Source organism: Vulcanococcus limneticus LL (genome assembly GCF_943369875.1).
Classification (GTDB): Bacteria; Cyanobacteriota; Cyanobacteriia; order PCC-6307; family Cyanobiaceae; genus Vulcanococcus; species Vulcanococcus limneticus_A.
Genome location: NZ_CALROT020000020.1, coordinates 1 through 22,762, shown reverse-complemented (window position 1 = coordinate 22,762; position 22,762 = coordinate 1). Strand labels below are relative to the sequence as shown.

Sequence of the window (22,762 nt, the reverse complement as noted above, 5' to 3'; positions counted from 1 at the left end):
GTGGTGCAGCTGCGCAAGCGCCTGAAGGGCGGCCGCCGGGCGAAGGAGCGGATGGTGGCGGCGAACCTGCGGCTGGTGGTGAGCGTGGCGAAGAAATACACCAAGCGGAACATGGAACTGCTGGACCTGATCCAGGAGGGCACGATCGGGCTGGTGCGGGGCGTGGAGAAGTTCGACCCGACGCGGGGCTACAAGTTCAGTACGTATGCGTACTGGTGGATCCGGCAGGGGATCACGCGGGCGATCGCGGAGAAGAGCCGCACGATCCGGCTGCCGATCCACATCACCGAGACGCTGAACAAACTCAAGAAAGGTCAGCGGGAACTGAGCCAGGAACTGGGCCGCACGCCCACGATCACGGAACTGGCGGAGGCGGTGGAGCTGCCGGAGGAGGAGGTGAAGGATCTGCTGTGCCGGGCCCGCCAGCCGGTGAGCCTGGAGACGAAGGTGGGCGACGGGGAGGACACGGAGCTGCTGGACCTGCTGGCGGCGGATGGCAGCCAGCCGGAGGAGCTGGTGGATGGCGAGTGCCTGCGGGGCGACATGCGGGCGCTGCTGGAGCGTCTGCCGGACCTGCAGGGTCGGGTGCTGAAGATGCGCTACGGCATCGAGGCCGATGAGCCGATGAGCCTCAGCTCGATCGCCCGCGAACTGGGCATGAGCCGTGATCGCACCCGCAGCCTGGAGCGCAAGGCCATCGATGAGGTGCGTCGGCTGTCGATGGATCTTGTGGGCTACCTGGCCGCCTGAGCCGCACCGCCCACCCACTCCTGGGCGAGGTCCAGCTGCTCCAGCGGCTGGCGCCGCTGCAGGTTGGCGGCCCCCACGTAGCGCCGCTCGCTGGGGTGCTGGCGCCACCAGGCGGCAGCCCGCTGGGCGTAGTCGGCCTCGCGCAGGGCGCCGGGGGGATGGGAGCGCAGCAGGTCCCGCAGGGGATCGGCGTGGCGCTCGGCCCGATCCCCGCCGCCATGGGCCCGGTTGATGGCCCCGAAGGCGCGGCCCTGGGCCGCCGGGTCGTAGCGACTGGCCAGCATCAGGGCGTAGGCATAGTCGTCGGCCTCGTGCTCCGCCGCCTTGCTGTAGCTCTGCAGCAGCAGCAGCCGGGCCGCCCCATCGGCGAGCTGGCCGAGCGGTTCGATGCCCCCACGACGGGCCAGCAGCCGGAAGCGCACGGCATCAAAGCTGTGGCCCAGCTCGATGTGGCCCAGCTCATGGGCCAGCACCGCCATCAGCTCCGCCTCCGAGCCCAGCTGCTCCAGCAGCTCCTGGCTCACCAGGATCACGCCCCCCGGCAGGGCCCAGGCGTTGGGACTGCCGCAGCGGCCGATCAGGAAGGCCCGGTAGGGGAACGGCCGGCGGGCGTGGCGCCGCAGCGGCGGCATCAGCCCGTCCAGGTAGGCCTGGTTGGCATCGCCCGGTTGGATCTGGGCTTCGTAGCGGCGCCGGAAGGTGTCCCCCAGCTGCCGCTCCTGCAGGCTCCCGACCGGGATCGCCCGGCTGGCCAGTCGGTCCGCCAGCTGCACCGGCGTGCCCAGCAGCTGAAACGGCATCGCCAGCGAGGTCTGCAGCGGGCTGGCGGGCCGGTTGCGTGCCAGCAGGCCGATCAGCCCCGCACCGCCCGCCAGCAGCACGGCCAGCACCGCCAACCGCCACCGACCTTGGCGCTCTGATTGAGGCCCGTCGGGATCGGCGTTCATTCGAAGCGGCTCCGGAAGCGGTTGTAGATGGCGTTCATGGCCAGCATCAGCAGGCCCACGCCGATGAACACCAGGCCCCGCAGGCCCAGGTCGGCCTGGGCCATGTCGATCGCCAGCAGCCGCAGCAGGCAGCCCCCGAGCCCCAGCAGCGCCACCACGCGGAACTGCCCCTCCCGCAGCACCGCGCTCAGCACGTAGATGGCGAAGGCCTCGGCCGCCCAGAGCAGGGTGAGCAGGGAGCGGTCGTAGCGGAGGGCCAGGTAGTAGGCCACCGCGGCGAACATCGGGTAGTAGAGCCAGCGGTTGCGCTGGTTCGCCACCCGCTGGCCGATCCAGACCAGGGGCGCGAGGCCGCCCGGCTGGCGCAGCTGCTCGAGGTCGAGCCAGCGGTGGGAGGCCACGATGTAGCCCAGCTGCAGGCCGATCGCCACCAGGCCGATCTGCTGGGGCTGGGCCCACCACTGGGCCGACGGCGACTCCAGGGTGCTGAGCATGGCCACCAGGGTCGCCACCGCCAGCCAGTAGAAGATCACCGAGTACACCTGCAGGCGCGCGGCGAACAGGCGTCGCAGCGGCGTGCTCAGCAGGGCCAGGGCCAGCAGCGACCAGGCCACCGGCCGCCACAGCACGGTGATCTCGCTCAGGATGGTGAGCCCCACCCCCAGCAGCGCCGCCTCCAGCAGGCACGGCTGCACGCGGCGCCACAGCTGCAGCTGCGCCAGGCGGCTGCCGGCGTGGAAGAACCACCAGTAGAGCAGCACCGCGATCGCGAACAGCTCGATCAGCAGCCGCCCCCGCAGGCTCAGGGGGCCCAGGCTGAGGTAGGCCGGGCTCTGGCTGATGACCAGCAGATAGGAGCCGCCGAAGGCCGTGAGGTAGCCCAGGCCGAGGCCCAGGGCGTGCAGGGCATCGGCGCGGGGCAGGCGGTTGGCGCTCTCCAGGGCGATCAGGGCCAGCACCAGCCAGGCCACGCCGGGGATCAGGGGGGAGAGGGGATCGAACAGCAGGAAGGCCCCCAGGCCCGCGTTGAGGCCGAGCAGGTCGATGCCCAGCCGGCGCAGGCTGCTGCGGCGGGCCGCCCAGATCAGCGCCAGGGCCAGGCCCACCAGGGGCAGCAGCCGCGCCAGCAGTGGCCCCGTAGCCCAGGGGTGGTCCAGCAGCAGGGTCAGCCAGCGCCAGCCATGCAGCAGCAGCACCGCCGTGGCGCTGCCCGCCAGCAGCCCCGCCGGCCGCCGCCAGCGGGCCAGGCCCAGCAGCGCTCCCAGGGCCAGCAGCGCCACCGGATCCCGCCAGTTCTGCTGCGGCACGAGCAGCGCGCCGCTGGTGGCCAGGCCCGCGGCCATCCAACCCAGCAGCGGCGGCCAGGGCTGGGGCATGGCCCGGCGCTCCAGCAGCACCTGCAGCAGGGCGGTGAGGCCGGCGCCGCTCAGCAGCACGGCCACGTGGACCCCCAGACGATCGCCCTCCACCGCCAGCAGGCCCTGGACGGCGCTGCCCAGGATCAGCACCGCCCCACTGCCCTGCACCAGCACCCAGCCGCAGCGGCGGGGCCAGGGGTCCCGGCGGTTCCAGAGCAGCAGCAGTGCCAGGGCCAGCAGCGGCAGCAGGTGCTGTAGCAGCCCGGCCGCCTGCCAGGGCTGGTGTTGCAGGATCCAGAACCAGCCCTGCAGGTGGGCCAGTCCCACGGCGGTCGCCAGGCCCGCCAGCAGCCCGGGCAGCTGGTGCCGGCGGGCCAGCCCCACCAGGGCACCCATCGCCACCAGGGTCAGGCCGGGCCGCCAGGCCTCGGGCGCCGTCAGGCAGGTGCCCACCCACACCTGGGCCGCGATCACCCAGCCCAGCAGCGGCGGCAGGGGCACGGCCACGCCGCGGCGCTGCAGCAGCCCCTGGCTGGCGCAGCCCAGGGCCGCGGCGCCGAGCAGCACCGCGCTGGTCTGGAGCTGGGCCGCAGGCCCAGGCACCTGGACCGCCTCCACCAGCCCGCCCAGGGCTAGGGCGGATCCCGTCAGCAGCGTCAGCCCCCAGCCGATGCGGCGGATCGTGGCCTCCCCCTCCAGCACCCCCAGGCCGAGGAACAGCAGGCACTCCAGCTGCAGGGTGCCCAGCAGCAGCGGCGTGTTGGCGATCAGCGGCTGCAGGCTCAGCAGCGCCGCCACGGCCAGGGCCTGGGCCACCAGCACATCGCTGAGGTGCAGCCAGCCCAGGCCGTCCCGCCGCGCCCGCAGGCCCAGCAGCAGCGCGACGGCGGCGGCGAGGGCCAGGGCCGTGGCCCGCGCCGCCGCCTGCTGGGGATAGACCAGCAGCGCCAGGCCCAGGGCGCCCCAGTTGCTCAGCTGCAGGGCCAGGGGCAGGGCCTCCAGCCGAGGCTGCAGGGCCCGGCCGCGGTGCTGCAGCAGCGCTCCGCCGCCGAACACCAGCACCGCCGCCAGGGCCGCGCCGGTGCGCAGCTCGCCCCCGTCCTCCAGCAGGGCCTGGCAGCGGACGAACCAGGAGGCGTGGTAGGCGGCGTAGGCCCAGGTCACCAGCAGCAGGTGCCGGTTCCAGCGCCGCCGCAAGGGCAGCCCATAGCCCACCAGGGCCACGGCGCTGGCGATGGCCAGGGTGAGGCCCGTCTGGGGCACGATCAGCAGCGGCACCAGGTTCACCACCACGTGCAGCGATGCGATCGCCTCGGTGCGGGCGATGCCGGCCAGGGCCAGGTTGAGCACCACCCCCAGGCTCACCAGGGCCAGGGCGGGGCCGGGGCTGTGGATCCACTGCAGCCCCAGCTGGGGCAGGCCCCCGGCGGCCGTGCAGGCAAACAGGGCCAGGGCTGCGCCGCCGCTGCGCATCCAGTCGCTGAGGTTGCGCCAGGGGTCCCGCCGGCCGATCAGCGGTGAGGGCAGGCTCAGGGCCGCCGCCGCCAGCAGCGTCAGCAGGAAGCGCTGGAAGGCATCCAGGCGCAGGGCCACGTTGATGGCCGCGAAGGTGACGCCGGCCACCACCACCACCACCCCCAGGATCCCGGTCCAGTTCTCACTCACCAGCCGCTCCAGGCGCCGCCAGACCTGGCGGCTCTGGGGGCTGCGGGGCCTGGGCTGCGGCCGGGCGGCCCGGGGCGGGGCCGTGGGTGGTGCGGCCGTTGGCGGTGGCGGTGGGGCTGCTGACGCCTGGGCTGCTGCCGGCAGGGGCGCCTCGGTGGGCGAGGGCGGTGCTGGTGGCCCTGGTGGCGCTGGGGCAGGGGCGCTGGCCGGCGCTGGTGACGGCACCCCGGCTGGGGCCCTGGTCGGCGCCACCTCAGGAGGCCGCAGGCCCCCGGATGGGTGGCTGCGCTCGTCCCGGGAGGGCTGCTGGGTGACCTGAGGCCGTTCGGCCCCAGGGCGTCCCGGCAACGGCTGGGGCGGCGGAAGCTGGTCCTGCGCCCCTGGCTCCGGGGCGATGCTGCCGGTCCCATTGGGCTGCTGCCGCTGCTGCTGCAGCCGATCCAGCCGCTCATCCAGCGACTGCAGCTGCAGCACCAGCTCCGCCAGCCGCAGATCCAGCCGGCCCAGCTTGGCCTCGAGCCGCTCGAGGCGTTGCCGCAGGCGTCCCGGCCCCCCCAGCAGCACCGCGACGGAGGCCAGGGCCAGCACCAGCAGCAGCCCCACCGTCCCCACGACGGCCAGGAACACCAGCGTCTCGGCCATGGGCAGGCCCAGCCCCTACTTCCCGTTGCCTAGCCGCCAAGCCCGTTGCTGGCTATGGACCGGGCTGTTGCTGTGATGCTTTGTTGTTGGTCCCTGAGGCGTTCCGGTGGGTCGTCCGGCACTGACTCTCTGGGCCGGCTTCGATCAGAAGAACTGGTCGAAGTTGTCGAAATCCACCGCCTTGAAGGTGCCGTTCTCCACCTGGGTCATCAGCCGCTCCAGCTGCACCCACAGGGCCCCGGCCGTCGCCAGCGACAGCAGCAGCGCCACCAGCAGGGCCGCCCCGGAGGCGAAGCCGAACACCTGCAGGCTGCCGCCGATGAACAGGGTGATGCCGATGATGATGCCGCTGTAGGGCAGGTTGGTCTCCAGGCTGCCCAGGGGCAGCAGCGCCAGACGGTCCTGCTTCCAGCCCTCCAGCCGGTTCTGCACCAGCTTGGCGAAGGTGAGGCCGCAGAGGATGCCCATGGCCAGGCCGATCCCCGCCAGCACGTAGGGGGGCTGCAGGTAGGGGGCGAATTCCAGCAGGATCTCGTCGGCGTCCAGGTCGCCGAACAGGCCGCTGGCCGCATCGGCGAGCGCCTGAAGCTCGTCGACCGGGGCCAGGGTCACGTCGGCGGGCAGGGTTGCCATCGGCAGCTTCAGGGGCGGATCGGACTGGGCGCGACCCTAGGCCAGCCCAGGCAGGCCGCGTTGGCGCCTCAGGGTTCCCAGTGCTGGGATCCGAGGAAGGTGAGTTCCACGAAGTCGCTGCCCTCATGGTCGCCGGGGGCGAAGGAGACCCGGAATCCCCCCAGATCCGTGGAGCGCAGGCTCTCCAGAGCCGCGACGAAGCCCGGGCGGTCGGGGCGGGGCCCGGCCCGGCGCAGGGCCTCCACGGTGACCTTGGCCGCCAGGAATCCCTCCAGGCTGGAGAAGCCGAAGTGGGGTTGCCGCTGCTGCCGCCGCATCAGCTGCTGGTACTCGCGCACCACCGGCAGGCGGCCATCCCAGGGGAAGGGCACCACCTGGCTCACGCCGATGCCATTGGCGAGAGTGGGCGGCAGGGCGTCCCGCAGGGCCCGGGTGCCCACGAACGACACGTTCATCACCTGGGCCCGGCTGCCGAGGCGGTGCAGGCGTCGGATCAGGTCCGCAGCGGTGCCGTAGGCCGTCACAAGCACCACGCCGTTGGGCCGGGCCATGGCGACGCTGCTGGCGGCGGCGCCATTGCGCAGGCTGTTGCGCTGCACCGCCGCCGTGGCCACGGGCTCGAGTCCGTGGCGCCGCAGCGCCCGCCGCGCCCCCAGCAGGCCGTCCTGGCCGTAGGCATCCGCCTGGTAGACCACGGCGATGCGATGGCGGCCGGAGCGCACCAGATAGGTGATGCTCTGGTCCAGTTCCCGCTGGTAGCTGGGACGCAGGTTGAACACCATCGGGCGCGGGGGATGGCGCAGCAGCTGCGCCCCGCTCAGGGGCGCGATCAGCGGCACCCGGCGGGCATCCACCAGCGGCAGGATCGCCTGGGTGGTGGGGGTGCCCACGTAGCCGAAGAGGGCGAACACCTTGTCCTGATCCAGGAGGGCCCGGGTGTTCGCCAGGGTGCGCGACGGCTCGTAGCGATCGTCGCGGCTGATCAGTTCGATCCGGCGGCCATGCACTCCGCCCCCACGGTTCACCTGGGCGAAGTAGGCCTGAGCTCCTTCCCGGTATTCCTGCCCCAGCTGGGCCGAAGGTCCCGAGAGGGGGGCGGATTGGCCGAGGCGGATCGGTGGCAGGGGAACGGGCGCCTGCAGGCCGGTCGTCGCGGCCGCCAGGAGGAGGGGGCCGGCGACCAGCGGGTGGAGGGCAGGCAGAACGCTCGGGCCGGGCCCCCACTCTCTAGGCCGCCCGCCGTGGCCCTGTCCAGGGGGCGATCCCGGCCGTGGCCGTAGGTTCAGGGCCCACGATGGGGCCGGGCCGCGATGGTGCCACGCAGGCAGCGGCGATGGAACGTGCTGGCGCTGGTGGCCGTGCTGCTGGCCCTGCTGATGGTGCTGTTCAGCCTGGGACAGATCGAGATCCACGGGGTCGAGTCCCGCGATTTCCTGCGCCTGGCCTCCTCACCCCGGGCCCTGACCACCGGCGGTGCCGCAGGTTCGGCGCCCGTGACGGCCGTGCTGCGGGGGGATCGGCTGAGCCCGGCAGAGGAGGAGGGTGACCAGCGCGACCTCGAGGCTGCTCGCTACAAGGTGTATGTGGGTGTCTACAGCACCAACAACTACAACCTGGATCTGCGCGTTCCCAGCTATGCCGGCAGCGGTTACGTGTGGATGAACTGGGATGGGGCGATGCAGCGCTATCTCGAGCAGAGCTCAGTGGCCATCAATCAGCTGGTGGTTCCCCTCAACCTGTTGGGTGCCCCCGTGCAGGAGGCCCTGCAGCCGGTGGGGGACAAGCCCATTGCCCTGCCGGGAGACCGCTATTACCAGCTGTTCAGTTTCCAGGGGTCCTTCTACATCGACAACATCAACTTCAGGCGCTTCCCCTTCCTGCAGCTCGGGCTGCCGATGGTGCTGGAGGTCAATGATCCCGATGGCGAGCTCGGCTACGGCAACCTGCGCCTGCTGCCCGATGTGAAGGACAGCGGCATGGGCGTGTACGCCGACATCATCGGCTGGCTCAACCTGGGCTGGTCGATCGCTGAATATCGCCACCACTACGCCACCAACTTCGGCCTCGGCGGCGCCGAGAACGACTACAGCCAGGTCGTCTTTGATCTGTCCTATGGCACATCAGCCTGGTCGTCCTTCTGGAGGCTGTTGTTGCCCCTGATAGTGGTGATGGCGATGGTGCTGCTGGTCTTCAAGCTGCGCACCGACCTCCAGGACGTGCGTTCCAGCATTCCGGTCACGATTCTGCTGACCCTGGTGTTCCTGCAGCAGGCCTATCGCTCCAGCCTGCCGGATCTGCCCTACCTCACCTTCCTGGATCAGGTGTATGTGGTGGCCTACGTGCTGACCCTGATCGCCTTCGTGCTGGTGATCTGGATCGGCAAGCGCTACGCCGATCTCGAGGCGCTCGAGCCCGGCGAGCAGCGCCAGCTGCAGCAGGCACGGCTGCAGCGGCTCGATGAGGTCTGGCCGCTGACGGTGGTGTTCGTGGCCACCTTGGCCATCGGCGTCTGCTGGCTATCGATTCCCTCGGGTTGAGCGGCCCCCTCCGGGTGGAACGGGCCCCCGGCCCAGTCAGGCCGCCAGCGGGTTGAGCCGCGCCAGCATGCCGCCCGCCAGCTTGCGGGGCGAGAAGGTGCGCCGCAGCAGGCCGGCCAGGCTGCGCAGGTCGGCGGTGTCGAGGCGGTCGTCCTGCACCAGGCTCAGCAGCAGCCGCTGGCGCAGGCTGCTGCCCTCCTTGCCCAGCAGCAGCCGCAGGCCGGCGCCGGCCACGGGCAGCAGGTCGGCGCCGGCCTCGTCGTTCTCCACGACTGTCAGCAGGTTTTCGAGCCGCTCGATCCGCAGCCGGCCCGTGCCATCGAAGATCACCTCCAGCAGCTTCTCCCGCATCTCGGCGGTGTCGCCGGCCAGCAGGCGCCGGGCCACGTAGGGATAGGCCACGCGGATGATCCGGAAGCTGGGATCGAGCCGCATCGCCAGGCCCTCCTGGCTCACGACCGCCCGGATGATCAGGGCGAAGCGGGCCGGCACCCGGAAGGGGTAGGCATACATCAGCTCCGAGAAGCGATCGGTGATCGCCTTGAAGTTGAAGGAGCCCACGTTGTCGCCCAGGGTGCCGCCGAGCACCTCCTCCAGGGCCGGGATGATCGGGGTGAGCTCGGTGCTGGGGTTGAGGAAGCCCAGATCCACGAAGTCCTGGGCCAGGGCGGCGAAGTCGCGGTTGATCAGGTGCACCACCGCGCCGGTGAGGGTGAGGCGGTCGCTGTCGCTGATCGAATCCATCATTCCGAAGTCCACGTAGGCCACGTGGCCCAGGGCTCCGGTCCTGCCCGGCAGGGCGAAGAGGTTGCCGGGGTGGGGATCGGCGTGGAAGTAGCCGAACTCCAGCAGCTGCTGCAGGCCGGCGATCACGCCCGTGCGGATCAGGGCCGCCGGATCGAGCTGCTGGGCCTCCAGGGCCTGGCGCTCCTGCAGCTTGGTGCCGTGGATCCAGGTGGTGCAGAGCACCCGCCGGGCCGAGAGCAGCCGGTCCACCCGCGGCACGACCACGGCGGGGTTGTCGGCAAACAGGCGGGCGAAGCGCTCGGCGTTGTCGGCTTCGCGGCGGTAGTCGATCTCCTCGAACAGGCTGCGGCCGAATTCATCGATGATCTCGCCGAGGCCGAAGCCCAGGTTGAGGGGCAGCAGCGGCGCGCTGAGCACCCCCAGCAGCCGGATCAGCACCAGGTCGCGGCGCAGCTGGAAGGCCAGATCCGGCCGCTGCACCTTCACCGCCACCCAGCCGCCGCCCACGGGCCGGGCCCGGTACACCTGGCCGAGGCTGGCCGCCGCCACCGGGTAGTCGGGGAACTCCTCGAACAGCTGGCTGGCGGGTGCCCCCAGCTCCTCCTCGATCGTCTGCAGGGCGATCGCGTGGGGGAAGGCAGGCAGGTCGTCCTGCAGCTTGGTGAGTTCCTCCAGCCAGTCGCGCCGCACCAGGTCGGGGCGGGTGGAGAGGGCCTGGCCCACCTTGATGAAGCAGGGCCCCAGGTTGGTGAGGGTGGTGAGGATGCGCCGGCCCAGGCGCTGGTGCACCTTCGGATCGCTGCTGTTGCCCTGGGTCAGCAGCACCAGGGCCAGGCTGCCGAGCTGCCAGAGCACGGTCACCAGCCGGCCTACGAAGATCCAGGGGCGGGCCAGCAGCCAGCGCAGGTCGGCCGCCGGGTCGTAGCTGGGGGCGGCGGGCTCGCCGCTGCGGCCGGGCAGCGACCCGTTGGCGAGGCTCCGACGGACGGGCGCGGTGGCGGTGGGCGTCGGGGCCAAGCGCGGCGGGGCAGGCGGAGCCCAGACTCTAGGAAGACCGCCCCGACCGCCATGGGCCTGCTGGAGCTGCTGCGGGGCGAGGCCGAGGCGGGGCGGTGGCGCCTGGCCTGGCCCCGCCCCTGGCGGCAGCCCGGGCTGCGGCGCCCGCTGCCTCTGCACCTGCCGGCCCACGGCCGCGGCCGGGCCCTGGCGCCGCCGCTGGCGGCCCTGTTGCGGCGGCCGCCCGGCAGCTGGGATCTGCCGGAGCTGCCGGAGCTGGGCGGGCCCCTCGAGCCCGACGGCGCCGTGGCCGTGGCCCAGGCGGCGGCGGCGGCGCTGCTGGGGGCCGAGCGCTGCTGGTTCGGCGTCAATGGCGCCAGCGGCCTGCTGCAGGCGGCGCTGCTGGGGCTGGCCGATCCGGGCCAGCGGGTGCTGCTGCCCCGCAATCTGCACCGCTCCCTGCTGCACGGCTGCCTGCTGGGCCAGCTGCGGCCGGTGCTGTTCGACCTCCCCTTCGATCCGGCCAGCGGCCTGTGGCTGCCCCCCAGCCCGGGGCACCTGGAGCAGGTTCTGGCCGCGGCCCTGGCCGAGGGTCCCCTGGCGGCGGTGGTGCTGGTGTCCCCCAGCTACCAGGGCCTGGCGGGCGATCTGGCGGGCCTGATCGCCACGGCCCACCGCCATGGCCTGCCGGTGCTGGTGGACGAGGCCCACGGCGCCCACGGCGGCCTGGCGCCCGGACTCCCCCCCGCGGCCCTGGCCTGCGGCGCCGATCTGGTGGTGCAGTCGCTGCAGAAGGCCGCCGGCGGCCTGGCCCAGAGCGCCGTGCTGCTGCTGGGGCCTCGGGCCCTCGGCCATTCCGGCCCCGATCCCGCTCGCTCCGGCCCCGATCCCGGCCGGCTGGAGCGGGCCTTGCTCTGGCTGCAGACCTCCAGCCCCAGTGCCCTGCTGCTGGCCTCCGCCGAGGCCAGCCTCACCCACCTGCACGGCCCGGGCGGTCGCCGCCATTTGGCTGCTGCCCTGGCCCGCGCCCATCGCCTGCGGGGCCGGCTCGAGGCCGCCGGCCTGCCGCTGCTGCCGGCCCAGGATCCGCTGCGGCTCACGCTGTGCACGGCGGACCTGGGCATCAACGGGCTCGCGGCCGATGCCTGGCTGCTGGAGCGGGGCGTGATCGCCGAGCTGCCGGAGCCCGGCTGCCTCACCTTCTGCCTGGGGCTGAACCCGCCGCCGGGCCTGGAGCGGCGCCTGCCGGGGGCCCTGCTCGCCCTGGGCCGCGCCCTGGGCGGTGCGCCGCTGCCCCCCTTCACACCGCCGCCCCTGCCGCTGGTGGCGGAGCCGGAGCTGCCCCTGGGCCAGGCCTGGCGGGCCCCCGCCCTGGCGGCGCCCCTGGCGGAGCTGGAGGGGCGCATCGCCGCCCGGCCGCTCTGCCCCTATCCCCCCGGCATCCCGCTGCTGATTCCCGGCGAGCGCATCGATCCGGCGCGGGCCGCCTGGCTGCGCCGCCAGGTGGATCTGTGGCCCGGGCAGATCGCTGATACGGTACCGGTTGTGGCCTGATGGGCGGGGCGATGCGGGCGGCAAGCGACGGCCCCTTCCAGTGGGATTTCGTCACGCCGGGCCTGCCCGATGCCGTGTTCGACGACGCCCCCGGCTTCAGCCCCACCCCGATGGAGCTGCGGGTGATGCTGCTGGCCCACCTGCGTCCCCGGCCCGATTCGCTCGTCTGGGACGTGGGCGGCGGCACCGGCGCCCTCGCCCTGGAGATCGCCCGGCTGATGCCCGCCGGCTCGGTGCACACCCTGGAGCGGGATCCCGATGCGATCGAGCTGCTGGAGCGCAACCGCCGCCGGTTCGGCATCACCAACCTGCACATCCATGCCGGTGCCGCGCCCGAGGGCCTGGAACAGCTGCCGCCCCACCCCGATCGGGTGCTGCTGGAGGTGGGCCGGCCCCTGCGCGACGTGCTGGTGCGGGTGTGGCGGGCCCTGCAGCCCGGTGGGCGCCTGGTGATCAGCACCGCCAGCCTGGAGGGCCTGGTGGACGCCACCGATACCCTCGGCCAGCTGGATGCCCGGGATCTGCAGGTGGTGCAGGCCACGGTGCACCGCATGCAGCGCCGCGGCAGCCAGGCCCGGCTGGCGGCGGCCGAACCCCTGTTCCTGATCGCCGCCGAGCGACCGGGCTCGGCCTGACCCCGCCGCTCCCACCCGGTTCCCGGAACCGCTGCCCCCAAGCCGGTCCCCCTGACTCCGCCCCCGCCACCCCTTGGTCCCCGTCGCCCCCCGCCCCCGCACCTCCCCCCAGCGCCTGCTGAGCGGCTATGCCGCCGGTGGCTTCGGCCTGCTGGTGGTGGGCCTGGGGGGCTGGTGGTTCACCGTGGCGATGGGGGTGATCGTGCACCTCGGCCTGCAGGAGTATTTCCGCATGGCCCAGCGCAGCGGGATCCGCCCGGCCGTGAAGACCACCCTGGTGCTCAGCCAGCTGCTGCTGCTCACCACCCAGTGGGCCAACGGTGGCGATGCGGGCATCGGCTTCGCCGCTGACCTGGCGGCGGCCATGCTGCCGCTCTCGGGCGCGGCGATCTGCGGCTGGCTGCTGCTGCAGCCGGTCACCGGCAGCATCGCCGACATCTCCGCCTCGATCTTCGGCTTCTTCTATCTGGGCTTTCTGCCAAGCCACTGGATCCGCCTGCGGGATCTCACCGACCTGGCCCTGGCGCCGCGGCTGGCGGGCTGGCCGCCCGGCTGGCCGCCGGTGAGCGCGGGGATGGTGCTGATGCTGATGGCCTGCCTGCTGATCGTCGCCACCGACATTGGCTCCTACGTGATCGGCCGGCGGCTCGGCCGCCATCCCCTCTCGCCGGTCTCCCCCGGCAAGACGGTGGAGGGGGCCATCGGCGGGCTCGGCTGCGCTGCGCTGCTGGGGGCCTTCTGGGGCGAACTGCTCGGCTGGCACTGGGGCTGGGCCGTGGGTGGCCTGCTGGGCGGGGTGGTGGCCGTGTTCGCCCTGGTGGGCGACCTCACCGAGTCGATGATGAAGCGGGGGGCAGGGGTGAAGGATTCCGGCGACGTGATCCCAGGCCACGGCGGCATCCTCGATCGGATCGACAGCTACCTGTTCACCCCGGCGGTCTTCTTCTATGTGGTGACGCTGCTGCTGCCCCTGATCCGCTGAGGCCGGCCGCGGCGGATCAGGCCGCCCATCCGGGTCTGCCCATCAGGGCGAGACCCGCGCCTCCCCATGCAGCTGCAGCATGCCCCCCTCCAGGTTGGCCGCCTCGATCCGGATGTTGGGATCCCCCGGCAGGCGGTAGCGGTGGTCGCCCTGCAGTGCCTGGATCTCCAGGTCGCCGTCCACGGCCCGGGGCCGGGTCTCCAGTTCCACCCGCTGGTGGTCGACGCTGGCCTGGGCCGCCAGCACCAGGCTGTCGCGGACGATGCGCAGGTCCTGCAGGGGCGAGAGGCCCAGCAGGGTCTCGGCGAGCTGGTCACCCAGGCTGCGCCACTGGGGGGCGGCGAGGGAGCGGCTCAGGCCCTCGCCGGTGAAGGCGGCCTGGCCGCGCACCAGAAAGGGATGGTCGAGCTGCAGCGCCTTGCCCTTGAGCAGGTTGCCCACCTGCACCTGGATCGCCTCGCTGCGCAGTTCCATCAGCTCGATCTCCAGGGCGTTGAACACCACCCGCCGGGCCAGCAGGGTCACCCCCTCCAGCCGACCGCGCAGCAGCTGCAGCGCCGAGCCGTGCAGCTGCAGCTCCAGGCTCTCCACCGCATCGCACTGCTGGCGGATCCAGAGCTCCAGGCCGCTGGCCAGCAGCGAGAGCAGCGGCCCGGAGCTGGGGGCGCCGCCGGCAGGGGCGCCTGCGGGTGGTCCGGATTCGGGGGCGTTGCCGTCGTCAGCCATGGGGTGCTCGCTCAGGGAGGGTCCGCCAGGTGCGCGCCACCTCGGCAGGTCGATCGATGTGGGGCAGGTGGCCGCAGTGCTCCAGCTCCTCGACCCGCTCTCCTAACAGAGCCAGGGCCGCCCGCTTCTGGGCCGGCCTGAGGATGCGGTCGTTGCTGCCCCAGAGCACCTGGAGCGGCTGGGGCGGCAGGGGGGCGCCGCAGCCGGCGAAGCCGCCGCTGCTGGCGAAGGCCGCCAGGGCGCCGGCCCAGTTGGGGCTGGCCAGGTGCAGCGAGGCGATCTCCAGTTCCGCCGGCCCCACGTCCCGGTCGGGATCGGCAAAGGCGCTGCGGCAGAGGCCGCGGCGGATCCCCGGCAGCCCCAGGAACCGGGCCCCCAGGCCCGCCAGCGGGGGCGGCAGGGGCATGGAGCGGCCCGTGAGGCCGGCGGGGGCCAGCAGCAGCAGCCGTGCGATCCGATCGGGGCAACGGCGGGCCAGTTCCACGGCCACCGAGCCGCCCATGGAGGCGCCGACCACCGCCACGGGGCCTGGCCAGCGGCTCTCCAGCACCTGCAGCAGCGCCTCCAGGTGCCCCAGCACCGCTTCGGGCCCATAGGCCGCGGCGGTGGGGCGGGGGCAGAAGCCGAAGCCGAACAGGTCGGGGATCACCAGCTGGTGGTCGCCGGCCAGCAGCGGCGCCAGGCGCCGGAATTCCAGCAGCGAACTGTCGAAGCCATGCAGCAGCAGCAGCGGTGGCCCCTGGCCGAGCACCGCCACGGGCCACTGCAGCGGCAGCCCGGGCAGCGTCCACCACTCCACGGCGGTCGCCAGCTGGCGGCCCAGGGGATCCAGCAGGCTGGCGGCGGCCTGCTCGAGCAGCCGCTGCTGGGGCATCAGCAGGGAGGTGTCCAAGGGCTCAGGCCTGCCCCGCGCCGGCCGCGCCGTCGCTGCAGGCCGTGGTGCTCACCAGGGCGGCCAGCAGGTCCGTGCTCGACACCGGGAAGGGCAGATGGTGCAGGTCGGAGCCCTCGCGGCAGGCAAAGGTGCACACCTGCTGCAGCTGCTCCAGGCTGGCGCCGCCCAGGCCCAGGGCTGCCAGGTCCACCGGCAGGCCCAGCTCCCGGAAGAAGGTCAGCAGCTGGCGCCGGGCCTGGGCCGCCAGGCGGTTGCCGCCCAGCACCTCCTCGAGCCGCAGCTGCACCAGGATCCCGAAGCCCACCTTCTCGCCGTGCAGGGCACCGTGGCAGGCCTCCAGCTGGGTGAGGCCGTTGTGCACGGCATGGGCCGCCACCGTGCGGCAGCGGGCACCGCCGATGCCGCCGATCAGACCGGCGGTGAGGGCCGAGGCCTCCGCCACCCGGATCCAGGCGTCGCCGTGGGGGTCGGCCAGGGCGGCGCCGGCCTCCAGCAGCAGTTGATCGCGCAGCACCCGGGCCTGCTGCACGGCCTGTTGCACCAGCCCGTCCGTGCTGGCGCCACTGCTCACCGAGGCCTCGTACCACTTGGCCATGGCATCGGCGATGCCGCTGGCCAGGGTGCGCGCCGGCGCCTGGCGCACCAGGCCGTGGTCGAACACCAGCAGGTCGGGGCAGCGGGCCAGGGCCACATCGCCCTCGAAGGCGCCGGCCGGGGAATACAGGTTGGCCAGGGCGGTCCAGCCCGCGCAGGTGGCGGCGCTGGTGGGCACCGTGACGCAGGCCAGCCCCAGACGGTGGGCCAGCAGCTTGCCGGCATCGAGCACCTTGCCGCCGCCGATGGCGATCACCGCGTCGCAGCCGGCGGCTGTGGCCTGGGCGGCGATCGGGGCCAGATCCTGCTCGCAGCAGTCGTGGCGCAGCGCCGCGCTCTCACCGCGCAGGCCGGCGGCCGTCAGGTCCGCCAGGAGCTGACGGCGCAGCGCGGCGGTGCCGGCGCTGCGGCCCAGCAGCAGCGGTCGCTGGGCCAGGGCGGCGATGGCCGGCACGGCCTCCCGCCAGGCCGACGGGCCCCGCAGCACGCTGGCCGGGGCAATCGCGTGGCTCTGGTGGCCGGGAACCTCCGCCCTGGCGGGGGCCACCCGGGGGGCTGCGGCGGCGGGCCGACGGGCGCTGGCGCTCATGGGGGCTCGCAGGGAATCTTCAATGTAAAAGTCGCCCGGCAGCCGGCGCGCCGGGCCTGGCCGCGCCCGGGGCTGCCGAGTGGCTCGCTCTGGGCAGTCTCGGCATAATGAACCAACCGCAGATGGGGTAGTGAGATGGCACGAGCCTGCGCCGCCCTGCCCCTAGCCACCGCTGGTCCGGCCCGTCTCCATCTCCCCGCACGCCTCCATGGCTGAGGCTTCCGCTCCTCCCAAGCCTCCGCGGCCAGCGGTGGGCTCCGGCTGGGCCTTCACTCCGGGCCGCCGCCTGGCGGTGGTCGTGCTCACGGCCCTGGCCGTGCTGGGCACCATCTGGCCGTTGCCGCTCTTCTTCGGCGTCCATCTGCTGCTCGGCTCCACGGCCGCCGTGCTGGCCCTGCTGCTCTGGCGCGGCTGGACGGGCCTGGCCATGGCCGCTCTGGCCAGCCTCTACACCTGGAAGCTCTGGGGCCATCCCTGGGCGATCGTGATCTTCACGGGCGAACTGCTCTGGCTCTCTCTGGCGATCAACCGCTGGAACGGGCCCCGCAGCAACGACTCGAACGGCCAGATCATCCTCTGGGACATCGCCTACTGGGCCCTGATCGGCGTGCCGCTGGTGCTGGTCTTCTATGGCGGCGTCCTGCAGATCGACCAGTCCAACGTGGCGGTGGTGGCGGTGAAGCAGGCCCTCAACGGCCTGGTCAACACCTCGCTGGCCTTCGTCATCTTTCTGGTGCTGCGGCTCACCGTCAGCCGGCGCTCCGAACAGCTGGTGACCCTGCGGGGCGTGTTCGTCGCCCTGGTGCTCACGGCCATCACCGTGCCCACCGCTGGGCTCACGCTGATTGCCAGCAACCAGCTGCGGATCGCGACCCAGAACGGAGTTCTCGACGTGCTCAGCACGGCCGCCTCCGCCGTGGCCCACACCCCCCCCGAGGATCTGCGGCCTGGGCCGGTCGGGACCCTGCGCCTGGGCGATGTGGCCTACCGGCGCCTGGACGACGGTGGCCAGGCGATCAGCTCGGATCCGGCCCTCTTTGCCCGCATCGACCGCGACTTCCGCGATGGCGGTCGCCGCTACCTGCATCCCCGCGACCTCGCCATTCTGATTCCGCGCCGTCCCATGCCCCTGCTCAAGCAGTGGGTGAACGGCTACTGGGCCTACAGCGGCGGTTTTGACGCCAACGGCCAGCCGGCCCCCCCCGGCCGCGCCACGATCGAGGTGCAGGTGCTGGAGCCCGCCAAGGCCAATGTGATCCGGCTCCAGGACCAGTCGTCCCTGATGCTCAGCCTGTTCACCACCGTGCTGGTGGCGGGGGCCCTGGTGAGCGAGCTGGTGGGGCGGCTGGTGCTGTCGGAATTCCGCAAGATCCTGCAGCCGCTGCAGGTGGCCGGTCCCGGCCCCGGTGCCACCGAGCCCGCCGTCGCCAGTCACCTCATCCCCACCCTCAGCCTGTCGGCGGTGGGGGAGCTGCGGGCGCTCGTGGATCAGATCAACGCCCGCATCGCCCGGGTGAACCTGCTCACCGGCGAGCTGCAGCAGGCCAACCAGGCCCTGGCGTCCTCCCGCGACGAACTGGCCACCCTCAGCCGCACCGACTCCCTGACCGAGTGCCTGAACCGCCGCGCCCTCGACGACCAGCTGGGGACCGTGCTGCTGCAGGCCCGGCGCCGGGGGGAGCCCCTGTCGCTGCTCTGCTTCGACATTGACCACTTCAAGGCCATCAACGACAGCCACGGCCATCCCGTCGGCGATCTGGTGCTGCGCACCGTGGCCGACAGCGTGCGCACCCGCCTGCGGGCGACCGATGCCTTCTTCCGCATCGGCGGTGAGGAGTTCGTGATCCTGCTGCTCGACTGCAGCGAGCTGGATGCCCTGCTGCTGGCCGAGCAGCACCGCCAGCTGGTGAGCCAGGCCGAAACCGCCGCGCCGGAGGGCCCCCTGCGCGTCACCATCAGCGTGGGGGTGAGTGATTTCCGCCCCGACAGCGACAGCGCCGAGACCCTGATGGAGCGGGTGGATCGCGCCCTCTACCTGGCCAAGCGCGCGGGCCGCAATCAGGTGGTGCACCAGTGACACCCCGCCGGTTCCCAGGCTCCCGGGCCTGGGCACCGGCGGCCATGTCCCGGGCCCGGTGCGGATGTCCGCCTCGGGCTATCCCGATCTCCACGGCTGCCATCGGCGTCGGTTGGCGCCAGATTGGATTCCTGAACCCGGTGGGGATGCATGGCACGGCGTGGATGGCGTTCCAGGGTCGGGGGCCTGTTGATGCGCTGGGGAGCGGCCCTGCAGCCCCCGTCCAGCGGTCCCGCCGCCCCCGTGCCCGCCAGCGACACGGCCCCGGCGCTCCCCCCGCCGGATGACGGCGGCCCTGAACCGCCGCCGGCCGCGCGGCCGGAGCGGCGCCGGGCCGCGCCCCTGGCCAAGCGCCCGGGGGTGCGCCCACCGCTGTCGGTGGAGCGGGCGGTGCTCAGCCGCGATCTGGCCGTTCTCAAGCGTGAGGCCACCGACGCCCTGGCGGCCCTGGGGGCCGCCCATGCGGTCGTCACCTCGGCCCGGCTGGCCCAGGTGCAGAACGTGCGCAGCGAGGTGCAGGCCGGCCGCATCGCCGAGGACGATCTGGTGGAGCTCGCCGGCGACTACCAGGCCTGGCAGAACGACCAGGTGCGGCTGTTCGACGCCCTGGCGCTGGTGCTGGGCATGCCCGTGCCCGAGGGGCGCGCCTTCGACCAGATCGACGCCAGCCTGACCGCGCCGGCCCGGGCCCACCTCAGCGCCCTGGCGGCCGAATACCAGCGGCGCCTGCTCAGCGATCAGTTCTCCGCCGGCGACAAGGAGGGCTGAGGGCGTCGCCCCGTCAGAGCCCGAAGCGCTCGCGTGCCCGGCTGAGGCAGACCTGCTTGGCGGCCTCCAGGTCCATGCCGGCGTTGATCCGCTCCACCACGCAGTCGCAGGTGCTGGTCGCCAGCTCGGGCGGGGCCGGCTTGCCGGTGTGCGCCACCTCCTCGCGGATCGCCGCCAGGCAGAACTGGCGGATCAGCAGGTCCTGCAGCCCGGCCCGGGCCTCACCGGCCGCCAGCAGCAGCCCCAGCCCGAGGGCCGGGGCCCCCAGCCGCCCCAGGTGCCGCTTCAACCCTGGGGAACGGCGCGGCACGGGCACGGGGCGATGGCTGATTCCATGCTGGTGGTTGTGGCGCCGGCCCGCCCCCGCCAGAGGGCGATCCGCGAAGATGCCCTATCCGCTGTCACCCATGGCCCGCTTCCTGCTGATGCTCAAGCCGCGATCCCCCGTGACCTCGGTGGAGCTGCTTGATCAGCTGCAGCCGGTGCTGGAGGGGCTGGAGGCCGAGGTCGACCACCGCACCCCCGCCCACCTCAGTGCCCTGGTGCGCGGCGGCGGCGAAACCCAGCGGCTGCAGCTCTTCGCCGACGTGCAGGCCAAGCTGGACGGACCGGTGCTGGAGCTGGTGCTGATGAGCCGTGAGGCCATGGGCCAGGGCGCCCCCCAGACCCGCGCCGTGTTTGCGCGCATGCTCGATCTCGCCGCCAGCGCCATGCCCCAGCTGGATCTGGTGTTCCGCTCCGACCGCGACGGTGCCCTGCCGGCCTGAGGGACGGCAGGGCACCGTCCGGCTGCTCGATGGAGCGGCCGGGAAGCCCTGCAGGGCGGACCGTAGGGTGGCCCCATCCCTCCCATCCGCTGCCCAGGAGCGAAGCGATGACCATCCGCATCGGCATCAACGGTTTTGGCCGCATCGGCCGTCTGGCCTTCCGCCGTGCCATCTCCCTGGGCGATGTGGAGGTCGTGGCCATCAACGACCTGATCGATGTGGAGTACCTGAGCTACATGCTCCGCTACGACTCCACCCATGGCCGCTTCCAGGGCGATGTGCGGGTGGAGAACGGCCAGCTGGTGGTGAACGGCCGGGGGATCCGCATCACCGCCGAGCGCGATCCGAACAATCTCAACTGGGGCGCCGTCGGGGCCGACTACGTGCTGGAGAGCACCGGCTTCTTCCTCACCGAGGAGGCCGCCCAGGCCCACATCAACGCCGGCGCCAGGCGCGTGGTGATGTCGGCTCCCTCCAAGGACGACACCCCGATCTTCGTGATGGGGGTCAACCACACCACCTACGCCGGCCAGCCGATCGTCTCCAACGCCAGCTGCACCACCAACTGCCTGGCCCCCCTCGCCAAGGTCATCCACGACAACTTCGGCATCGTCAACGGTCTGATGACCACGGTGCACGCCACCACCGCCACCCAGAAAACCGTGGATGGCCCCTCGGTGAAGGACTGGCGTGGTGGCCGCGGCGCGGCCCAGAACATCATCCCCAGCTCCACCGGTGCCGCCAAGGCCGTGGGCCGGGTGATCCCCGAGCTCAACGGCAAGCTCACCGGCATGGCCTTCCGGGTTCCCACCCCCGACGTGTCGGTGGTGGACCTGACCGTGAACCTGGCCCGCCCCGCCAGCTACGCCGAGATCAAGGCCGCCGTCAAGGCCGCCTCCGAGGGGCCCCTGGCCGGCATCCTGGGCTACACCGAAGACGAGGTGGTGAGCACCGACTTCCTGGGCGAGAGCTGCACCTCGGTGTTCGATGCCGGCGCCGGCATCGCCCTCACCGACACCTTCGTGAAGCTGGTGGCCTGGTACGACAACGAGTGGGGCTACAGCTGCAAGTGCATCGACCTGATCCGCCACATGGCCACCGTCGGCTGAGCCGTCGCCTGAACCGCCCCGCCTGAACCGCTGTTGGCACAGGCGGCCCGGTGTCGCTAACGATGACGGTGGCACCGATGCACACATCCAGGCGGGGGGCGGGCCATGGAGGAGCAACCGATCACGCCCCACGCCAGTCCGGTGTTCGATGCCGACGGCAACCTCACCTATGTGGGCGATGACGGGCGCCGCTACGTGGTGGGTCCGATCCCGGATTCGGACGAGAGCAGCGTCGATCGGGTGATGGAGCTGCTGCGCAGCGGCAACACCCTGTTCAACCAGATCGAGGCCCTCAGCTCCCAGTGGCTGGAGCAGGTCACCGGTGCGGAGCTCGACCGGCGCGCCGCCCTGGTGTTACTGCTCACCACCCTGGAAACGGCCCTGGAGGACACGGATCCCGACCGGCGCTAGACCGCGGTCAGGCGGGTGGGCTGCCCAGCGGGCTGTGCCAACGCGCCTGTCTCCGTGCCCCGGTGCCATGGCCCTGTTCACACCCCAGGCCTATCAGGCCCTCGACGAGCGACTCTCCCTGGCGGAGCGCCTGGCCCTGCTCCATGCCCGGCTCCAGGACCTGGTGCCCAGCATCCACCGGGTGGCCTTTGCCCTGTATCAGCCGGGCAACGACCTGCTCAGCACCTACATCAGCCACAACTCCCAGCCGCCGAACCTCACCTTCTACGACCACCGGCTGGCGTCGATCCCCTCCCTCAAGCACCTGGCGGAGACCCGCCAGTGCCGGGTGATCCACGACATGGCGGCTGAGCTGCCGAAGATCTCGCCCCACACCCGCTGGCTGCTGGAGCAGCGCTGGCGGTCCTCCTACACGGTGCCCCTCTACTGGGGCGGCGAGCTGCTGGGCTTCCTGTTCTTCAACGCCTTCGAGCCGGGGGTGTTCACCCCGGAGCACCTGGAGCAGCTGGCCCCCAGCGTCGAGCTGATCGGGGCCCTGCTCATCCACGAGGTGGCGGTGATGAACAGCCTGCGGGTGGCGGTCAAGCTGGCCCTGCGCATGACCGGCCTGCGCGACCCCGAAACCGGCGCCCACGTGGAGCGGGTGTCGCTCTACAGCCGCCTGATCGCCATGACCCTCGGGCCGAAGCTGGGGCTGCGCACCGATTTCGCCGAAGACCTCTACCTGTTCGCGGCGCTGCACGACGTGGGCAAGGTGGCGATCCCGGATGCCGTGCTGCGCAAGCCCGGCCCCCTCGACCCTCCGGAGCGGCGGGTGATGGACAACCACGTGGGGCGCGGCGTGGAGCTGGTGGACCAGATGATCGCCGGGCTGCACCTGGTGGCGGATCCAAAGATGGAGCAGCTGCGCAACGTGGTGGCCGGCCACCACGAGAAGCTCGATGGCACCGGCTATCCCTTCGGGCTGCAGGGCGAGCAGATCAGCCTGGAGGCCCGCATCGTGGCCGTGGCCGACATCTACGACGCCCTGACCCAGGCCCGGGTCTACAAGCCGGCCCTGAGCGAGGAGGAATCCGTGCGGATCCTCAACGACATGGTCCAGGCGCAGCACCTCGACCCCCTGTGCGTGTCAGCCCTACTGGAGGCCCGTGAGCAGCGGCAGGCGATTGCGGCCGCCTACCGCGATCCCTGAGGAGACGGGGCCACGCCCCCAACCGTTTGCCTGGGCGGCGAGTGGGGTGTTATGGTTTTGGACTGCGCGGGAGCCGAGAGGCGAGCGTGCGGCGCCAAGGAGCCACCGGGGGAACCCGAGCGGAAATCTGAGGTGACTTACGACGAAGGAGGCGCGAGCCACCGGTGTTGTAAGTTCAAGAGGCGGTC

The 22,762-nt window shown here is 72.4% G+C and carries 20 protein-coding genes; 11 read left to right on the top strand and 9 right to left on the bottom strand.

Annotated features, from left to right (window positions below):
* Positions 1-750: sigma-70 family RNA polymerase sigma factor (locus tag ACLV7J_RS15180; RefSeq protein WP_411869901.1), on the top strand; the 750-nt coding region annotated here is incomplete at its 5' end.
* Here the strand turns inward: ACLV7J_RS15180 and ACLV7J_RS15175 are convergent.
* The 4 genes from ACLV7J_RS15175 to ACLV7J_RS15160 form a co-directional block, all read right to left on the bottom strand.
* Positions 735-1,640 (bottom strand): M48 family metallopeptidase, encoded by a 906-nt coding sequence (locus ACLV7J_RS15175; RefSeq protein ID WP_411869904.1) that lies wholly within the window; start codon positions 1,638-1,640, stop codon positions 735-737. The two genes, ACLV7J_RS15180 and ACLV7J_RS15175, sit on opposite strands and share 16 nt — an antisense overlap.
* Before the next feature lie 53 nt (positions 1,641-1,693).
* Positions 1,694-5,362, bottom strand: a complete 3,669-nt coding sequence (locus ACLV7J_RS15170; protein WP_411869900.1) for a hypothetical protein — start codon at positions 5,360-5,362, stop codon at positions 1,694-1,696.
* A 144-nt stretch (positions 5,363-5,506) separates the two neighbouring features.
* Positions 5,507-5,995 (bottom strand): hypothetical protein, encoded by a 489-nt coding sequence (locus tag ACLV7J_RS15165; protein ID WP_411869899.1) that lies wholly within the window; start codon positions 5,993-5,995, stop codon positions 5,507-5,509.
* A 68-nt stretch (positions 5,996-6,063) separates the two neighbouring features.
* Entirely contained in the window at positions 6,064-7,407 is a 1,344-nt protein-coding gene (locus ACLV7J_RS15160) for an ABC transporter substrate-binding protein (RefSeq protein ID WP_411869898.1), read from the bottom strand.
* On the opposite strand from ACLV7J_RS15160, the gene ACLV7J_RS15155 reads away from it, so the two are divergent.
* On the top strand, positions 7,306-8,532 hold the full coding sequence (locus ACLV7J_RS15155; protein WP_411869897.1) for a hypothetical protein: 1,227 nt from the start codon (positions 7,306-7,308) through the stop codon (positions 8,530-8,532). The genes ACLV7J_RS15160 and ACLV7J_RS15155 overlap by 102 nt on opposite strands.
* Before the next feature lie 36 nt (positions 8,533-8,568).
* Here the strand turns inward: ACLV7J_RS15155 and ACLV7J_RS15150 are convergent, their stop codons facing one another.
* Positions 8,569-10,239 carry an ABC1 kinase family protein gene (locus tag ACLV7J_RS15150; protein ID WP_411869903.1) on the bottom strand — a complete coding sequence of 557 codons (1,671 nt, stop codon included), beginning with the start codon at positions 10,237-10,239 and terminating at the stop codon, positions 8,569-8,571.
* 108 nt (positions 10,240-10,347) lie between these two features.
* Here ACLV7J_RS15150 and ACLV7J_RS15145 point away from each other — a divergent pair, with 108 nt between their 5' ends.
* The 3 genes from ACLV7J_RS15145 to ACLV7J_RS15135 all read left to right on the top strand — a co-directional run bounded on the left by ACLV7J_RS15145 (position 10,348) and on the right by ACLV7J_RS15135 (position 13,446).
* Positions 10,348-11,829 (top strand): lysine decarboxylase, encoded by a 1,482-nt coding sequence (locus ACLV7J_RS15145; protein ID WP_411869896.1) that lies wholly within the window; start codon positions 10,348-10,350, stop codon positions 11,827-11,829.
* 11 nt (positions 11,830-11,840) lie between these two features.
* Positions 11,841-12,464, top strand: coding sequence for a precorrin-6Y C5,15-methyltransferase subunit CbiT (gene cbiT / locus ACLV7J_RS15140; RefSeq protein ID WP_411869895.1), 624 nt, complete (start codon positions 11,841-11,843; stop codon positions 12,462-12,464).
* A 73-nt stretch (positions 12,465-12,537) separates the two neighbouring features.
* A complete protein-coding gene (locus ACLV7J_RS15135) occupies positions 12,538-13,446 on the top strand; it encodes a phosphatidate cytidylyltransferase (protein ID WP_411869894.1) in 909 nt (302 codons plus the stop codon).
* 42 nt (positions 13,447-13,488) lie between these two features.
* Here the strand turns inward: ACLV7J_RS15135 and ACLV7J_RS15130 are convergent, their stop codons facing one another.
* Genes ACLV7J_RS15130 through ACLV7J_RS15120 form a run of 3 tightly spaced genes read right to left on the bottom strand, consistent with a single transcriptional unit; the run spans position 13,489 to position 16,250 of the window.
* Complete coding sequence (locus ACLV7J_RS15130) at positions 13,489-14,172, bottom strand: DUF2993 domain-containing protein (RefSeq protein ID WP_411869893.1); 684 nt, start codon at positions 14,170-14,172, stop codon at positions 13,489-13,491.
* On the bottom strand, positions 14,165-15,046 hold the full coding sequence (locus tag ACLV7J_RS15125; RefSeq protein ID WP_411869902.1) for an alpha/beta fold hydrolase: 882 nt from the start codon (positions 15,044-15,046) through the stop codon (positions 14,165-14,167). Before ACLV7J_RS15125 ends, ACLV7J_RS15130 begins: the two co-directional genes overlap by 8 nt.
* Positions 15,047-15,068: 22 nt before the next feature.
* Positions 15,069-16,250 carry an iron-containing alcohol dehydrogenase gene (locus ACLV7J_RS15120; RefSeq protein WP_411869892.1) on the bottom strand — a complete coding sequence of 394 codons (1,182 nt, stop codon included), beginning with the start codon at positions 16,248-16,250 and terminating at the stop codon, positions 15,069-15,071.
* A gap of 208 nt (positions 16,251-16,458) precedes the next feature.
* Between ACLV7J_RS15120 and ACLV7J_RS15115 the strand changes: the two genes are divergently transcribed.
* Entirely contained in the window at positions 16,459-18,327 is a 1,869-nt protein-coding gene (locus tag ACLV7J_RS15115; protein ID WP_411869891.1) for a GGDEF domain-containing protein, read from the top strand.
* Positions 18,328-18,570: 243 nt separating this feature from the next.
* The gene (locus ACLV7J_RS15110; RefSeq protein ID WP_411869890.1) at positions 18,571-19,095 is read left to right on the top strand and encodes a hypothetical protein; all 525 of its coding nucleotides are present in this window, start codon (positions 18,571-18,573) and stop codon (positions 19,093-19,095) included.
* 13 nt (positions 19,096-19,108) lie between these two features.
* On the opposite strand, the gene ACLV7J_RS15105 is transcribed toward ACLV7J_RS15110, so the two are convergent.
* Positions 19,109-19,405 carry a hypothetical protein gene (locus ACLV7J_RS15105; protein WP_411869889.1) on the bottom strand — a complete coding sequence of 99 codons (297 nt, stop codon included), beginning with the start codon at positions 19,403-19,405 and terminating at the stop codon, positions 19,109-19,111.
* A gap of 97 nt (positions 19,406-19,502) precedes the next feature.
* Between ACLV7J_RS15105 and ACLV7J_RS15100 the strand changes: the two genes are divergently transcribed.
* The 4 genes from ACLV7J_RS15100 (at position 19,503) to ACLV7J_RS15085 (ending at position 22,574) form a co-directional block, all read left to right on the top strand.
* Entirely contained in the window at positions 19,503-19,862 is a 360-nt protein-coding gene (locus ACLV7J_RS15100; protein ID WP_411869888.1) for a hypothetical protein, read from the top strand.
* Between the two features lie 107 nt (positions 19,863-19,969).
* Positions 19,970-20,971, top strand: coding sequence for a type I glyceraldehyde-3-phosphate dehydrogenase (gene gap, locus ACLV7J_RS15095; protein WP_411869887.1), 1,002 nt, complete (start codon positions 19,970-19,972; stop codon positions 20,969-20,971).
* Positions 20,972-21,076: 105 nt separating this feature from the next.
* Positions 21,077-21,382 carry a hypothetical protein gene (locus ACLV7J_RS15090; protein WP_411869886.1) on the top strand — a complete coding sequence of 102 codons (306 nt, stop codon included), beginning with the start codon at positions 21,077-21,079 and terminating at the stop codon, positions 21,380-21,382.
* A gap of 67 nt (positions 21,383-21,449) precedes the next feature.
* Positions 21,450-22,574, top strand: coding sequence for an HD domain-containing phosphohydrolase (locus ACLV7J_RS15085; protein WP_411869885.1), 1,125 nt, complete (start codon positions 21,450-21,452; stop codon positions 22,572-22,574).
* Positions 22,575-22,762: the final 188 nt, after the last annotated feature.

What these genes read in the sequence shown, in the direction of transcription:
- cbiT (WP_411869895.1), top strand. Translation starts at nt 11,841, where the DNA reads ATGCGGGCGGCAAGCGACGGCCCCTTCCAGTGGGATTTCGTCACGCCG.
- ACLV7J_RS15130 (WP_411869893.1), bottom strand. Translation starts at nt 14,172, where the DNA reads ATGGCTGACGACGGCAACGCCCCCGAATCCGGACCACCCGCAGGCGCC.
- ACLV7J_RS15085 (WP_411869885.1), top strand. Translation starts at nt 21,450, where the DNA reads ATGGCCCTGTTCACACCCCAGGCCTATCAGGCCCTCGACGAGCGACTC.
- ACLV7J_RS15155 (WP_411869897.1), top strand. Translation starts at nt 7,306, where the DNA reads ATGGTGCCACGCAGGCAGCGGCGATGGAACGTGCTGGCGCTGGTGGCC.
- ACLV7J_RS15165 (WP_411869899.1), bottom strand. Translation starts at nt 5,995, where the DNA reads ATGGCAACCCTGCCCGCCGACGTGACCCTGGCCCCGGTCGACGAGCTT.
- ACLV7J_RS15090 (WP_411869886.1), top strand. Translation starts at nt 21,077, where the DNA reads ATGGAGGAGCAACCGATCACGCCCCACGCCAGTCCGGTGTTCGATGCC.
- ACLV7J_RS15145 (WP_411869896.1), top strand. Translation starts at nt 10,348, where the DNA reads ATGGGCCTGCTGGAGCTGCTGCGGGGCGAGGCCGAGGCGGGGCGGTGG.
- ACLV7J_RS15115 (WP_411869891.1), top strand. Translation starts at nt 16,459, where the DNA reads ATGGCTGAGGCTTCCGCTCCTCCCAAGCCTCCGCGGCCAGCGGTGGGC.
- ACLV7J_RS15100 (WP_411869888.1), top strand. Translation starts at nt 19,503, where the DNA reads ATGGCCCGCTTCCTGCTGATGCTCAAGCCGCGATCCCCCGTGACCTCG.
- ACLV7J_RS15170 (WP_411869900.1), bottom strand. Translation starts at nt 5,362, where the DNA reads ATGGCCGAGACGCTGGTGTTCCTGGCCGTCGTGGGGACGGTGGGGCTG.
- ACLV7J_RS15120 (WP_411869892.1), bottom strand. Translation starts at nt 16,250, where the DNA reads ATGAGCGCCAGCGCCCGTCGGCCCGCCGCCGCAGCCCCCCGGGTGGCC.
- gap (WP_411869887.1), top strand. Translation starts at nt 19,970, where the DNA reads ATGACCATCCGCATCGGCATCAACGGTTTTGGCCGCATCGGCCGTCTG.
- ACLV7J_RS15125 (WP_411869902.1), bottom strand. Translation starts at nt 15,046, where the DNA reads ATGCCCCAGCAGCGGCTGCTCGAGCAGGCCGCCGCCAGCCTGCTGGAT.